Raw genomic sequence first — 16,466 nt, 5'->3', positions numbered from 1 at the left:
TTCTTAACTTAAAGAACCCACACAGATTGTCTGTACTTATCTGATTTTTAAAGAACTTCAAAGCGCTGGGCTTTTGCAGCTGATTCGCTCAGTGCGTCACAGCGGAAACGTATTTTAATGATTTTCAACACAGGGTCAACACTTTTTTCACAAAAAATTTAAAAAAATTTTAACTTTCTTCTAAAAATGCGATTTATATCGACTTTTGCAGCTTAACTTTTCTTCCCCTGGGCGTTACGATCAAAAGTTTAAATATGGCATTTTCACCATTTTCTGCCCCCTTAATCCTCTCAGCCTCTCTTTTTTCCCATCATCTGCCCCTCCTGTTCTTCCTCCTCAACTGGTTTCGTTTTGTTTTCCTCCCCTTTCCTCTGCTCTGGTGTCATGCCCATACCTTAACGCTGCGTCTTGCCTCTTCAGCGGCTGGTGCTGTCGCCCAGGAGCCTCTTCAGCAGCTGGTACTGCGGCACAGGTGGCACTTCTGCTGTACGGGCTGCTGCACAGGTGGCTCTTACACTTCGTGGCTGCTGATTGCAGACCGGCCGATCTCAAAGACCGAAGGCAGCCTTGCGGCTGCCTTCGGTCACTGGTTGCCAGATCAGCGGTGACGCTGAGCTGGTTTAAGGTATGAAGATGGAGGTCAGTTGCGCAGACGCAGAGCAAGACCGCTGGCGCGCTCAACTGATCTGGCCAGAGAGCTGGACAGAGAGGCCTTTGGACCGAGCAGCTGTACAGACTTCTTGGCACGGGTTATGGCTGTATAGACAAGTTCACGGGTCAGAACACGGTTTGGACGATCTGAGAGCATGATGCATACGCGGTCATACTCAGAGCCCTGAGACTTGTGAACTGACATGGCAAAACCGGACTCGCAGCTGGTAAGCAGCATAGGGCTGATGATGTTCACGTCAAGCACGCTGCGACCATCCCTTTCTACAATACCCATTGGAATGAATACTCTCAGACGGCGGCCGCCATCATCAAGCCTGATCTTCTGGCGGCGGCTCCGGCCGGTTGCGGCTGCGGAAGCAGCTGTGGACGGTGCGGAGGCGGCTGCGCCTGCTGCTGCGGTGGCAGTTTCCGCTGGCGCACTGCCGTCGGCGCCGGCCGACGGGGCTGCGCCAGTGGCAGTGGTGGCGTCATCCTTGAGAAAGGCGCAGAAACCTACGTAGCCATTTACCAGGTTGAGGACATTATCGTTTTTAGTGATGAGCACAATCTGTCCCGGGAAGAAGCGCTCTTCATTACCAATGGCGTACTCGCGCAGATAGGTGTTCTTAACCTCATGCTCAATGTGGCGGTTTACCCTGATGTCACCAAAGTGACCGCTGTGGTTGGAGCACAGCACACGGAACTGATCCATGAGTCTGAAAATGCCCTCAAGTTCCTCAGGATCTGAAGAGACCGTGAAGTTGCGGCTCTGCAGATACTCAAGGAAAGGAGCATAGTTGTCGCTGCAGCCTGGACGTACGCAGTTGCGGGCAAAGTGAATACAGAACTCCTCGGCTGCATGGTCGTGACTCAGGCCTGCTGAGGTCCTGATGCCGGCAGCAGCTGCAGCAGCCTGCATAAGAGGATCAGCGCTCTCCCCCTGAGAAAGCAGAGGTACAAAATCAACAGCATGAAGCTTGTCCTGAGCAATAAGATCGAGCACTTCCTGAGTGCGCAGCTGAACAGCATCGCTCTCCTTATCCGCCCCCTCCAGATCAAGAATCCCCTGTACCAGGCTCTCGCGCTTTCTCTCCTCAGCCTCAAGATAATCAAGAATGGTACCTCTGAACTGCTCGTCGGCAGCTGACTCATCCTGATCAAGGGGCTTGTTGACCAGGCTGGCCAGCTGACCGATTTGCGGTACATCACGGGAGCGGTAACTGTACTGCAGTAAAGCCACGTGATCTGCAAGACCGGCAGTGAGCAGCTCCTCAGGTCTGTAGCCTGTCAGATAGCAGATAAAGTCGAGATTCTCTCTGGTGATACGGCTGTCCGGATCGTAGCGCAGACAGGCGCACAGTTCGGCAAGAACTGCACCGGCCTCTACAGAGGAGAGCTGATCCTTGTCACCAAGCATGATTAGCTGACACTGGTTTTCAAGGGCAGCTATAAGACGGTAGAACAGAGCCATGTCGAGCATGGAAACTTCATCGACCACCAGAACATCACATACCAGGCGACGCTCGGCATTGAATACCGGGGTGGCACGGTTAGGAACACTCTTGATAAGGCGCTTTACCGTTACAGCTTCAGTAGGAATAAAAGAGCAAATCTGCTCTGAGCTCATGCCGGTAAGGGCAGCGAGCTGGTCTATGGTCTTACGGATGGACGCGCTCTTAAGCTGACGGGCAATGGACTCACCCATACGGGCAGCAGCCTTGCCGGTAGGGGCGCACATCTTAATCTTACGATTGCGCTCATCAATGCAGATAAGCATCAGAATAATGCGCAGCACTGTGGTGGTCTTACCGGTACCAGGACCGCCTGAAATAACAGAGAAGCGGGAGGTAGCAGACATGGCAGCAGCCACCATCTGCCAGTTGACGCCCGGAACATCCTCCTGTTTTGGGAAGAGAATGGCAATCAGCTCTCTCAGGCGCTCCTTTTTAGCCTCATCAAATTCGATATGGGTGACATTTTTGATGTAACTGGCTATCTGGCGCTCGTAATCAAAGTAGCGTCGTATGTACAAACGGTCCAGATCAAAGACAAGAGGTGAGTTATTCTCATGGGCGCTGCCTGTTGCCACCGAGCGTGACAACAGCTTTTTCAGAGCCTCTGTACCTGATGGAGCATAGTACTGGGCAAGATATATGAACTGTCTTAATTCTTCTGCAGGCTGGTTGCGACGCTCCAGATCAGCTGCCAGATCGCACCAGTGGCTGATGCACTCATAAATGCTGGTAACTGAGTTCAGATTAATACAGATATGGCCATCGCTCATCTGTGAGAACAGAGCAAAGATCACCACATTAAATGACTGCTGATCATATTTGCAGGCCATAGGGAAATGACTTTGCAGATACTCTACAAAAGCCACATCCATACGCTCAATATGAGGACAGCTGCGGGCCAGCTCAACAAGGCCACGGGCGTCTGCCTGGGAGAAATACACGTTAAAACCGGAGCTGGTTTCACTGGACAGAGGAGAGCTTTCATAAGGCTCAAACCAGCTGCGCTCACCGTAGAGTTCCTCAGGGGCATAGCAGAAGCGGGCCATATTGATACGCATCTCATCACGGCGGGCAGCATCGCTGGCAGCTGTCAGCAGCTCACCGGCAGGCTCACGGTTACGAGACAGGGCGCGTCTGACAATGGTCTTTTCCCTGGCGGTCAGAGCTGCATCTTCACGATCCTGAGCAGAAAAATCCGGGTCCTGATGTTTTCTGAGATCGTAGAAAGTCATCAGCTCCTTGAGAGCTGCTCTGTCACTGGCACTGTTTAAAGCTACATATGGCTGATAATCAGAGCTGTACGCCTCATATGATTCATCAGGATACCCTTGGCTATCCTCAGGATACCCGTGGACATCGTCATGATACTGGGGGACATCCTCATGATACATATGAGCGTCCTGATGATACACATGGCCAGGGTCACCATATACAGGCTCTGACCTGTCAATGCCGTCAAAAAGCGGGCCATCAATGTCCTCAAGGGACTGCGGCTGGCTGGAGGCTGTGCCCGGGCTGGTGACTGGAGCTGTGGTGGAACTGGCAGCATGGAAAACTTCCTCGTTCAGTCGGCGCCTGAACATGGTATCCAAATCGTCCTCACCTTCATTGCTGTCTGCAAAGAGCATGGTCTGACGGCCAGCTATCAGTTCCGTATCAGCTGCCGGAGATTCCGAAGATGCCTGGGAGGCAGGGAACTCAGGTGCTGACGATGCCAGGGATGGATCTGGTGCAGGAGCAGCTGCTGCAGCGGCTGCTTTGGTCTTTGCTCTGGAGCTCCTGGTACGGCTGCCTGATGCGGCACTGGCAGTGCTTTTTCTGGTGCGGGCAGTCCTGGTGGCTGCAGCTGAGCTGCCAGTTACCTTGTCTGAACTTTCTTTGTTTTCAGGGGACATGATTTCCATTCCTTCAGCTGCTGATTGAGGGGCCTGATGATCTCTGGTCATGACAGATTGGGCTCGTCTGAGGTAATCCAAATATTCTGTTAAGGGTTCTGGCGCCGCCGACTGGCCGCCCTGGCCGCAGGGCCTTGCCGACGTGGCAGGCGGGCCAGCTGGCACGCTCGGCTGTGGCAGTTAGTGCTCTGCGCCTGAGAGGATCTGATCGAGTTCGTAGACCACGCTGAAATCAAGACGGGTTGAGAACACACCGCTTGAAAGAGCGTCACGCATATAGTTGGCTTTCATGCCGCGCAGGAAGAGGTAGAGCACACCGCCCACATTGCTGTCATAAAACTCGCGCAGCTGCTCATAGCCGGCATCAAATGGAATGGCCATACGACGCTTGAGATGACGGTACAGGGCCAGGGTGTAGATCATGAACTGCAGATCGTAGCGATGCTTGTACACGGCCGAAATCATGTTATGACGGCTGTAGTCCTCATAGCTGTCGCCCAGATAGTTGGATTTGTAGTCAATAACGTAGTAGCGCCAGCAGCGGCCCTCGTCAGAAACACACTGTCTGCGAACCTGCTCAAAGCTGGCATCAGCAAACATTTCAGGATCGCACTCACTGAGATTTGCCACACCATTGAGTCTGGCAGTGCGGGCTGCTTTAAGCTGACGGCTGATGCTGTCAGCGCTCTCACTGTCGAGGCTGGCATAAAGGTCAGGACGCTCACGCAGCTGCAGACGGGCATTGAGATCAAAGCGGCAGGCAAGGTCAATAGAGCCGGTAATAAAACCTCTGATTTCAGAAGGGCTCAGTCTGAGGCCGTTTTTGAGGTACTGCAGATCATGAGGCAGCAGATCGGCTGCCACCCTGCGACAGAGCACGTCTAATTTTGAGCTCTGCAGAAATCTGTTGGACATGAGGAATCTCATCTCACGCTCATAGGAGACAGGCTCAAGATCCGCAAGGGCCAGAGTGTGGTATTTGCCCTGAACAATTGGGGCCTCGACCACATCGTTAAACCACTCGGACAGCGGCTTGTGAGTGAGATTACTGTCCTGAGACACCAGGCGCAGTACCGAGCTGTAGCGCGAACTGTTAACCACTTCAGGAACTACATTAAGGTTCAGATGAGTCTGGAAGCCCTCCTGTCTGATCTTTTCAAACTCAATGTGCTCCAGCACATCGTGCATGAATGAGCCGGCATTGTTGCCACGCGGGAAGGTGGCATACAGCGGCTTATCAAGAGCAATCTCCTCACGAAAGCCTGTGTAGTTGTGATAAATGCCGCTGTGCCAGTTGCTGTTCATAAGAGCTGACCATGACAGTTCAGGCTTGCTTTGCAGCTCACGGCTGCACTTCTTATTGACGCTGACACAAGGTCCGGTTATGGCCGGGCTGTCATCACAGTACTGCTCAGAAAGAATTGACTGAGGATCATCAAAGTCGTAGCCGCCATTTTGCTGGGCGATGCGGGCCTGTGATGAAGAGTCGGTATCATCGCTGCTGCCGCGATCGCTTCTGTCCTCATCACTGCCATCAGCACCACCTGGATTGCCCGGGCTCTTCACGCCCTTAACAATGCTTGAAAACGAGGCAATGTTAAAGCTTGAGTCAATGGCATTGCGCATCAGGAATGACTGGGCAATGCTCTGCTTATTACTGATGAGCACCTCAAACTGCTCAGCATCGAGCCGCTCCTGCTCATCAGTGAACTCACGGCTGCTGGCACTGCCTGCAGCAGCATCTGCGGCAGGCGCAGCGACAGCGACGCTGTCGGCGGAGGCGACGCTGTCAGCGGCGTCAGCTGCGGCGGGGTCGGTGGTGGCTGAGCTGAGCGGATTGAGCCTGTCAGCGAGGATCTGATAGTCATCGTCCAGAGTTTTGCCATCGAGAATGGTAAAGGCCTCAGGCATGGCTGCAGCAGCATTTAACAGCAGCTGATGATCGGCGCTGTTGCCATGCGGAGCAGGACAGACCATGTTGTCACGGCTCTCGTCAATGACATTGGCAAGATCGGTCCTGCCGTGCATGGCAGCCAGTGATGACGGAACCATGTTGCTGGACAGACGGCTTACACCACCTGTGAAGATAAAGTTTGCATAGCGGGCTCGGGTAATGGCCACGTACAGAAGACGGGTGTTTTCACGACGCTCTTCATCTTCGCTCAGATCCTTTGGAGTTGACCTTGACTGCACGGACATAACCTTGCCCGTATCTGCAGGAGTGCTGTCTACCACTGGCAGAGTACGGGTAATGTTGACCGTTCTTTGCGGCTCAAAGTCCAGAACCATGTGCTGGGCCTCCTCAGCGTCATAAAACTTGACCGTGGAGGAGTCACGGCTGCTCTCCCTCTGCCAGATCCACAGATTAGGCATGATGACCACAGGGAACTCAAGACCCTTGGACTTGTGGATAGTCATGACCTTTACCTGGTCCTGCTCAGACTCCAGACGCTTGCGTATGTCGTCAGAATCAAACTCGCTTACCGGACGCTCCAGGGTGGTAATGAACCAGTGCAGCTGTGACTGGATACCCACCTTGTGATTGTGAGCTGACTGAATGATCTCGGCTACATGGGTGTAGTTGGTGTAAAGACGCTCACCTCCTGTCTGACGTAACAGTCGGGTGCTGACCTGATGGTCACTGTGATCGGCCCACTGCAGAAAAGCCGGCATAAAGCCATAGACTGCCCAGGTATGAGCACAGCTTTGCAGTATGGCTACTTCCTTTTCAAAACTGTCACCTGAAACTCTGGCCTTGAACTGCTCTGTGGTAAGAGACAGCAGCTGGCTGCCCAGCACACGGCTGACCTTTTCACGGCTGGTGCAGTCACACATGGCCTCCATCAGATACATGAGATCAATGGCCTCAGTGGTAGGCTCACCCTCATTTTTGAGCACTGATGATCGATCAGAGAAATATACGCTCTGAATATTGAGCTTTTTAAAGGCCTGCTGGATCATGTCATTTTCAGACACTGAGCGTACCAGTACAGCAATGTCACCCGACCTGACTGGACGTGACACTCCGTCTTTGACTATTTTGCCGTCATTAAGAATTTTCTTTACCAGCATGGCCGCGCAGCGGGCATAGTTGCCCCTCAGAGCTGCGGCACTGGAAAAGTCGCTGCCTGAATCAACAATGTAGGTATTGGCTGGCTGGGAAAACTTAAGTCCACTGAGCACCGAATGGAAAGATGAGCTGCCGCCCTCGGAGGCGGCGTCTGCAGCGGCTGCGCCAGCGGCGTCAGCGCCAGCGTCAGCAGCGGCAGCAGCATCGCTGCTGGTGTCTGCAGCGGCGGCGCTTACCAGGTAGCGCTGCATGTTGTCTATGCTGAAGTCGCGATCGAGCAACTGAGCATCGCCCTTGCCCTTGCCCTTGCCCGTGGATTTGATGCGGGCATAGAGTCTGTTGGCAAGACCTGAGTTTACCGGGGTAAAGCGGATATTGCTGTCATCAAAAGGATTGATGTTGGCGTGATTGAGCACGGTATCAAAGACAGCATTGCTCGATTCCACCACATCAGGTGAGGATCGGTAATTGGTGTCCAGGGTATAAATACCCTTGCCTGAGGTCAGCTCATCAATCTTGCTCCTGGCCTTAAGATAGGAATTGATGTCAGAGCCACGGAAGGCATAAATCGACTGCTTGGGATCGCCAATGAGATAGCAGTAAGCCCCCTCTTCCAGGGCTTTTTCATTGAGGTAGATGCGGGTAAAGATATTGAACTGAACAGGATCGGTATCCTGGAACTCGTCAATCATGGCCAGAGGATAGCGGGAGCGTATGGCCCATGCCAGACGGTCACCCATGGCACCACGGCCATTGAGGGCATGATCAAGACGGCGCAGCACATCATCATTGCTCATGACATGCTGTTCCTTACAAAGACGGTCGGTCTCGCGAATCATGCATATTGCAGTAAGAGTGCGCACCATAATGTCGCCGCTTTTGCGCATCACGTCAAAAGGAGCTACGGCTGCCCTGACCTCGTCAAGGAAAAGCGCAACAGGAGCGGTAAACTCCTCAAACACGGCCCTTTCCTCAGGCTGGGCCTTGTTCTTGGTCAGGCTTTCCACTGTATAGACATAGGTGTCGCTTTTAATCTTGCCCTTGAGCAGGAACTCAACTTTCGAGTTGATCTCAGAGGTCATCAAACGCCAGTCTGCATCCTCTCTGAGCTCTTCAATCTCACGGCCGTTTTCAAACTCAATGAGCTGCTCGGTAAGTGACAGCACTTCACCCAGAACAGTAATCATTGGTTTGGCCGGTCCTCTGAGAGCAAACTTGCTGGTGATGTTAAAGGCCGGGCCAAAGTCACAGGTCTGAGGATCAAAGTAGGTACACAGCTTTGCAAAACTGAAGTTTTTGACAAAATCGCGGGCCCGTGAAGTCACCACGTCACTGAGTTGATGGTACATACTCTCCAGAACAGGAATGAAAGCAGTAAACTGCTCTTCCAGATCTGAAGCCGGATCAAAGCTCAGTCCGCAGCCTTTGATAATGCGATCAAAACCGGACAGTTCAAAACCGTAAAAGCCCTCATGAGGTGAAGACAGGCGTACTGAATTGAGCTGATGAATAACACTCTGCAGCCCCTCAGGCTCGGCAGTACCCATCATATTGAGCAGCACGGCAGAACTGTCATTGCGATAGAACAGGCGGCGCCAGACGTTATACCAGGCCTCATGCTCGAGGTCGGCAAGATCGGTTCTGAGCTCAGTATTAAAAGCCTCACCTGACTCCAGAGCATAAATCTGAGTCAGAGTGCTGTTACAGAAAGAGTGAATGGTACAGATAGCGGCCTGATTGATACGACGCTCAGCACGTACCAGAATCAGAGCCGCCTGGCGCAGCGGAGTGTCATTACGATCAAGTAGATCCTCAATAATTGAGGTAATAACATCATCGTGAATATCAATTTTGGCCAGAGCGTCAGCTACCCTGATCTCAATGAGGATATCCTGCAGCTCCTCATCGGAGTAATTGCGGGCCTGACTTAAGGCATGACGCTCCTCATCAATGACATTGCTCTCATCAGCAGCGCCCGCCCCGTCAAGATACTCATAGCTGTCTCCGTCCAGGCCCACGCCATTGCGGGACTTTACTCTTACTGAAGCGGCGTTTTTACCGCTGCTTCCTCCCTTGCCGCTGCCCTTGCCACTTTCCTTGCTGCTGCCACTGATCTTGCCAGTACCCTTGCCTGTTTTTTTGAGGCTTCCGGCCTTTTTCTTTATCTTGCGGGCCACATTTTCGCTGTCCATGACGATATTGTCCGAGCGCAGAGCAAGGGCGTCATTGACATGGGACATGGCAAAACTGATGAATTCCTCAATGCAGGTACGTGCAAAGCGGATACGCTCATAAATACGCTGACGCAGGTCAGAGGTGGCTGCATTGGTAAAGGTTACGATGAGCAGCTCGTCTATCTGCAGCGGACGATCAAGATTGTTCTCTTTCTTACCCACACCAAGAAGGGCTCTTAGTACCAGATTGGTAATGGTATAGGTCTTACCGGTACCGGCACTGGCCTCAATGAGCGATGGCTGAGCCATTTTGAACTTCATGACATCAAGAGGCTTTGTTGCTGGTCCTGATTTTCTGCTGCTCATGTCTTGATCCTTATCTGATACTTTCTACTTCCAGCTGATGCCGCTCAGGCATTGCGCAGCGGATATGATGATGCCCGTATTCTGGTGACAGTTATGGCAAGGCACATACCATAACCTTATAAAGATGCATTTGCTCAAACCAGGGCTCCGCCCCGGACTGCCAGACTGCAGGATGGCATTGAGCTGGAGCCTGTGAGTGAGCTCGGTTAACTGCCGGCGTTGAACTTCGGGGCCAGTATGGTCAGGTAGTAGTCCAGCCAGCAGCGACTTAGCTGCATGAGGCGTCTGTTGCTTAACATGCTGTCCAGATCGCCATAGAGATAAGTACTGGCGGTATCGTAATCAAAGCTGCTGTTGTCTGAAGAGTTCTCTTTGTTGACCACCACAGGAACACCGTCCTGAAAGACGCACTTCTTGTTGAGTGATGCCATGCAAGGGAAAGGAGCAGCCTGACCTGCAAGCCAGGCAATAAGCATCATATTGATGGTCACAGCCATTTCATCAGAGTTGAAGCTGTCCAGAGTGAAGACATTACCCTTGTTGTCCACCATGCTGATGGTCCTCAGTCCGCTGTCATAAAGATACTGGGCAACAGCCTCCACTGTCATCTTCATAACCGTGCTGACATTGTCCTTATGATCTCTGGTTAAGGAGACAGTGTCATGCCATGCCGGTACGGCCTCAACCTGAGCCTTTCCTGAGGCACTGGCGCTTCTTGCCTTGCCTTTAAAAGGATCGGCCAGCACCGGACGGCTCATGGCTGCAGCCTGCAGAGTGATGACAAAATTGACCCACTGACCATTGTCACTGAGCATGCTTTCCCTCATGGCTCTGCCTGACTGAGGGTCAGGGCTGACAGCCAGAGAAGACTCCTGCATGCGCGCCAGATCAAGCAGAGGATAAGGACAGACACCATCAAATAAAGAGCGTGGCAGAGTCAGCTGGAACTCACGGTTACCACATTGCATCAGCTCAATATCGCTGTAGGAGGAGATATTGAAGTTCTCCTTGAGAGCTGTGGTCATAATGGTGCTCCTGTCAGCAATCTCAGTGAGCAGCCTGTTCTTGAAAATGCCATAAGGCATGCCGCCAAGACGTGCCTTGTTCTGCAGATAGTTCTCGCGATCCTCCTCTTTGAGGCGCAGCATCTCATTGACAATGATATTGCTGTCAAACCTGTCCATGGAGAAGTTTTCATCTTCTCTTACTGAGGCATCATTACTGTTATCAAGACGAATGCGCAGCAGGTTGCGTACAAAGTAGTCAGACGGCTTTCTGATGAACTGACTTAGAGTGCGCAGATCAAGCACCACTGAGGAGCTGTCGGCCGCCTCAGGGAAGAAAATACCGTCTGCCAGCATTGGAGCACTGTGTCTTGATATGCCGTCAGTCATGATGAAGCCACGGTTAAAGCTTGGAACCTTCAGATCGCTTAATCTGGCTGGAACATCACTGTGAGCCTGCTTGCGCTCGGACCACGAAGGGGCAGTGTAATTTCCCTGGTTGTAGGAGTTCAGATGCTCTCTGATCAGGATACGGTCGAGCACCATGCTCTGACGCCTGCCCTTGGTGACATTCTCAAAGCCCTTTAATGCGCAGCTGTCACATACGTAGTACAGAAGCTCATCGAGCACAATGGACGGATTGAGTACGGTACGGTCAACAGGGCTTTGACCAATATAGGAAAGGTAGAGGCTCTTACGGGCAGAGAGTATGGCCTCAAGGAAGAGGAAGCGATCGTCAATGCTTCGGGAGCGATCACCACGCTCAAAGAGCTCATTGGAGCTGATGAGATTGAAGCCCGGGGCACGCTCTTCACGTGGGAAGTCATGATCGTTAAGTCCCAGAATGAACACATGCTTGAAAGGCACGGCACGCATAGGAACCAGAGAACAGAAATTGACCTTTTCTCTGAGGAAAGGACGGAAGTTGCGCTCTGAGGTCAGTCCCTCACGCAGGGTGGCAGCAAATACAGGAAGATTGATACTTGGCTGATGATCAAGGTGACCAAAGACAGTCTTGAGGCTCTCAACTACATTGTGTACCGGAGTCAGCGCTTTCTCCGTCTCTTCAGAATCATCAAAGAAGCGGCTGGTCAGCATGTCACGCAGCTCCTTGGACCAGGTCTCAGGAGACAGTGAAAGTTCAGGGGTAAAGTAGCTGCGCAGCTCACGCAGGGCCTGAATAAAGTCCCAGAAGCGTCCCAGGATAACTGCGTCCATACCCTCAATTTCGCTGTAGCATGGCATGACATTGCTGTCTCCGAGCATGGAGCCCAGAATCATTCTGTCCATGCCCTGCTCAAAGGTTCCAGGAATATTGACCTCGGAGAGCTTTGAGGCATCCTCATCATCAAGGCCCCAGAAGATATTGCTCTCATTAATCCAGCGGGCAATGACATCGACATCATCACGCTCCAGGCCAAAGCGGCGGGAGATAGCCTCCTCTGAAAGCAGCTCGAGCACCAGAGCCGAGGTAATACGCACAGTTCCTATTTCCAGAAGGCGCAGCAGGGCCTGACCTACAGGATTGGCCTCAGTTTCAGTACGGTCGGAAATAACAAAAGGAATATAGTCCTTGTTACCCTCTTTGAAGGAGCCACCAAAGACAGCCGAAATATGCGGAGCATATTCGTTAATAGCCGGCACCATGACCACGATGTCACGCGGATAGAGCTCTTCACCCTCAATGGCCGCTCTGTTGAACAGCTCGAGCAGAGCATCATGCAGAACCTCTACCTCACGGCGACGGGTATGACAGGAGTGTACGGAAAAGGATCGATCATCATCGGCAATGAGATAGCGACTTGGATGCTGCTCAAGCTCCAGGAGCTGCTTCTGGATAAAGGCCAGCAGACTGCCTCCGCTTACCTCCTCTACTGTCTGATGATTATGAATGGCGTACTGAGACTCAAACTCCTCTTTTACATCAGGCTCGGAGAAACAGGAGATATTGTCAGGCACAGGGTCGCGGTCAAAGAACATATACAGATTGTCTCTGCCCTGACGGCCATAGGAAAGCAGCAGCGGATGACCCTCAACACGTTCACCGGCATTATCATAAGAGGACAGGGACAGATTGAGAGCCGGGACCTCAAGATAGTTCTTTTTGACCTTGAGCTTGCGCTTGTGGTCATGAATGCTGTGGGTAGACTGCTGAATCATCTGTACGTATTTATCAAAATCGTTACGATGACGTGGGGCAATATCAGCCCAGTACTCACGACATGGGTTGAGCAGCATGACATTGACCGAGCAGTGCAGAGCCAGGGCATCGAGGAACTCGATAACCACACGCTGCAGCGAGCTTACGCCAAAGACGAAGATACGCTCATACATGCCCTCAACATGATCAAAGCTCTTAGTCTCACGCAGTCTTTTGATGAGGTTGTTCATGATCTGGGAGCGATCGAGATTGTGCAGCAGCCAGTCGAACTTTTCCGACTGCTGATCATTAGGCACTATGTCATCGCTGGAGAGCAGATTGAGGTTGTAGCGCAAAGTACACCACAGCTTGATCTGCCAGACATTATTGCGAAAGAGATTTCTTACTCTGTCCACACGCTCGGCACTGACATGCTCACCTGACTTGCCCAGCTCCAGCCCGCCACCGGTATTGTCAACACCATCGGCAAGTGCATCCTCGCCATCAACCAGATTCTGACCGAGCGGACCAATGTCCAGATCATCACTTTCAGCATTACCCCTTGCCTTTTTTATGGCTGAATTAACACCGCTCTTTTCACGGACAAAGCGACGGCACTCCTCTTCAATAAAGAGATTTACAGGATTGGAGATGTCATCAGGATCATTTTCGTAATCATCAAAAGCACTCAGTGGAATACGGTTCCACTCAAGGATCCAGCGGGGACGGTACATCTGATACTGGTCGAGAGTATCTGCAATTTTGGCTGAGAGCTTGTAGGCCTTGTCACCGTAGACATCATCATCAAGATAGCGGCGCAGACGGTAGTAAATGCTGCCAGGACCACGATCGTGGCCTTCATCACCGGACATGTCGGAGCCCAGGTCATCAGATGATGACAAATCAGAAGAGCGGCTGTCAGCAGCACCAGACCTGCTCTGCATATCCCTTGCTGCAGAACCGGCGCTGAGCACCTGATCACGACGGGCACCATAGGCATCTACTGCAGGCTCGTTTGAGTACCACAGTTTAATTTGGGAGAAGATATTCCAGGTCATATGCTCACGGTCAAAAAGGTCCTGACGTGGAGCATCGGGATTGAGCAGGCGGTGGGTTTCGTAGATGAACTGCCATACCTGTGGATAGTCGCACAGGCAGAAAATATCGTTTTGAACAGCGATACGCTGGGAAAGGAAGGTACCCATACCAAGGTTCATTACTACAGCCTTTTCATGGGTAAAAGGGTCACGCAGAGGATACTCTGACATGATCATGGCGCAGATATCGGCCAGGGTTTCCATGTTATTGGACATGTACAGGGAAAGCCCCTTTACTGACTGTCTGTCGTTGTTCACAGATACTCCTTTTTGCAGCTGAGTAATAAATCTGGTCCGGTCTGTATATCGACCTGCAGGCAGGTTGCAAAGTTCCACAGCCGGCCTGTAGCCAGCTGCACCTGCCCCCTGGTGCAGTCTGCCTGCCGGCTCTGCGGCCGACCAGGCTGCCCAGGGCGGCTGCAGCCGCCCTGCAGGCAGAATGCGGGCATGGGAATACAGAAAAAAACTGCCAGACCATCATAATATCAGCAAAACCGCCTCGTCCCATAAACCAGCTGTGACAATGTGAGCTGTCTGCTACCCTGCCCATGTCCTCTGGCCCGCCATCCACCTAGGCTACTCAGGCCGGTCTCATCCACCAGCCTTCAACGGCCAGAGTCCTGGTTCAGACCGTAGCCCAGGGAGGCATCATGGCCTGACAACACCATCCCAACCGCACGATAGCTTCAGGCAGACATTGAAAGTGTACAGGCACTGTGCAGCGGCTGATGCAGCCATAACAGCACCAGAGCCGCAGGCTTCATTGCCAGTGAAAAGGTACTCCCCAGCTGCCAATGCAGCCATACCATGAACCACAGGCCCAGGCATGCAGCACTGAGGCGAAGCCGATGCTGGTGCTGGCTGCTACCAACCCTCGGGAAAAATACCCAACGGGCTCACAGGCTGCAGCAATAAGCAGCTGATGAAGCCCTGCCATGCCTCTGCACGCCCCTCCTGAGGCCCGATATACCATGCCCATGCGGTGCCGTGCTGGTGCAACTACCTACATGCCCACCATGTGCTGGCGCAGCCACCGACATGCCCATGGTGTGCTGGCGCAGCCACCGACATGCCCATGGTGTGCTGGCGCAATCTCAGCCATGACCAGCAACTGAACGATGCTCTGCATATGAAAAAGAATATGGGCACAATCAGCTTTCATGCACGGCCGCATTCCATGCTTATGTACAGGCCAGGCGCAATAATCGTCACAACTCCAAGCACGCAGCGGAGGCTTACTATCTTCCCACTCTGCGGGCTGTTCATAATGGCACTTTGTAAAGCAGACAGGATTACAACTCTTCAGTGCTGTGGCCTGGTAATAGAAAGATTAATTACGGGCGGGAGTGGAGTAATTGCTGTCTGACTTACCGCCAGACTGAGGTAAAGGGGCATGGCCTTAAGGCCAGATGCTGCAGGCAGTGACTGCGATACTTGAAATGAAGAAAGACGGTCATAAGGCAAAGTCAGGTTATGGACTCTCACTTCCAGAAGACCAGACCAGTATGGGTTATTCGGCACGGATCAGCAGTGCTCTGCAAGACTATGCACAGCGCAGCAGAGCATATCACTGAGCCAGATTTGCCTTGAGACCTGGAGCAAGGATTGAGGTGCGCTCGGCGACTGCACTGGTCTATGGCAGCAAATACAGTATGTCCGTGGCTGATGAGCCCTGCTGAGAATGACGGTACAGCTGGATGGTGTGATGGCCTGATGTTCAGGTGAAGATCTGACCGGCTGGATGACAGGACAGATAATGAGCTGACTGGCCTTGTGGCCGTATGACTGGCGGTGGGGAAAATGAATGAAGCTAACGCGAGACAGGAGCTGACAAAAGCTGACCGCAGGCGGAAGCTGACAGTATCCGACAGAATGTGGGGGTGACTTGAGGAGGAAGCTGACAGTATCCGAAAGGATGTGGGGGTGACCTGAGGCTGGAGCTGACAGAAGCTGACCACAGGCAGAAGCTGACAGTATCCGAAAGGATGTGGGGGTGACCTGAGGCGGAAGCTGACAGTATCCGAAAGGATGTGGGGGTGACCTGAGGCTGGAGCTGACAGAAGCTGACCGGACAGGAGCGTACGGGAGGCTGAGCCTGCTGGCGGTTAGTTTATCCCGGTTGGCCTGTTTATTGGAGAGGTTTGTTTTGAGAGGCGACTTGTAGCGATGGACCAGAGCTGTTGAGATGGCCCATAAACGACTAAAGGGTCTGATAACTGAGATCAAACCCTTTAGATTAAAGCTCTATGCCGGGCAGTGCCTGACACAGACGCCAGCTTGCAATCAGTAAAGATTACTTCTTGTAGCGACGGGCCAGGTTGTCTAAACGCTCGTTGGCACGGGCGGCATCAGACTTAACAAAAGCAACGTCGTTAGCTAACTTGGACTGCTGGGTCTTTAAAGCGTCAACGTCGGCTGCAATAGCGTCAACCTTGGCGTTTAACTGGTCTAAAGAAGTGCTGTTGCAACCAGCTAATAAAGTAGCGCCTAAAGCAGCTGCACCTAAAACGGCAGTGAACTTGTTCATGTAAAATTCTCCGATACTGTTCAAACAG

The 16,466-nt window shown here is 52.4% G+C and carries 4 protein-coding genes; all 4 read right to left on the bottom strand.

The window, feature by feature from the left end; all coding sequences use genetic code 11:
• Positions 1–640 precede the first annotated feature (640 nt).
• The gene (locus MXE41_RS11435) at positions 641–4,111 is read right to left on the bottom strand and encodes an AAA family ATPase (RefSeq protein WP_247100581.1); all 3,471 of its coding nucleotides are present in this window, start codon (positions 4,109–4,111) and stop codon (positions 641–643) included.
• A gap of 129 nt (positions 4,112–4,240) precedes the next feature.
• Positions 4,241–9,670 (bottom strand): UvrD-helicase domain-containing protein, encoded by a 5,430-nt coding sequence (locus MXE41_RS11430; RefSeq protein WP_247100580.1) that lies wholly within the window; start codon positions 9,668–9,670, stop codon positions 4,241–4,243.
• A 206-nt stretch (positions 9,671–9,876) separates the two neighbouring features.
• Complete coding sequence (locus tag MXE41_RS11425; protein WP_247100579.1) at positions 9,877–14,169, bottom strand: exodeoxyribonuclease V subunit gamma; 4,293 nt, start codon at positions 14,167–14,169, stop codon at positions 9,877–9,879.
• A 2,035-nt stretch (positions 14,170–16,204) separates the two neighbouring features.
• Positions 16,205–16,438, bottom strand: a complete 234-nt coding sequence (locus MXE41_RS11420) for an LPP leucine zipper domain-containing protein (RefSeq protein ID WP_246914325.1) — start codon at positions 16,436–16,438, stop codon at positions 16,205–16,207.
• Positions 16,439–16,466: the final 28 nt, after the last annotated feature.

The sequence above is a fragment of the Anaerobiospirillum sp. NML120449 genome, assembly GCF_023051105.1.
GTDB lineage: Bacteria > Pseudomonadota > Gammaproteobacteria > Enterobacterales > Succinivibrionaceae > Anaerobiospirillum.
The sequence above is the reverse complement of the archived record's forward strand: the minus strand, read 5'-3'. Positions and strand labels throughout refer to the sequence as shown.

Coding starts and splice junctions, on each gene's coding strand:
- MXE41_RS11435 (WP_247100581.1), bottom strand. CDS start 4,111: ATGACCAGAGATCATCAGGCCCCTCAATCAGCAGCTGAAGGAATGGAA.
- MXE41_RS11430 (WP_247100580.1), bottom strand. CDS start 9,670: ATGAGCAGCAGAAAATCAGGACCAGCAACAAAGCCTCTTGATGTCATG.
- MXE41_RS11420 (WP_246914325.1), bottom strand. CDS start 16,438: ATGAACAAGTTCACTGCCGTTTTAGGTGCAGCTGCTTTAGGCGCTACT.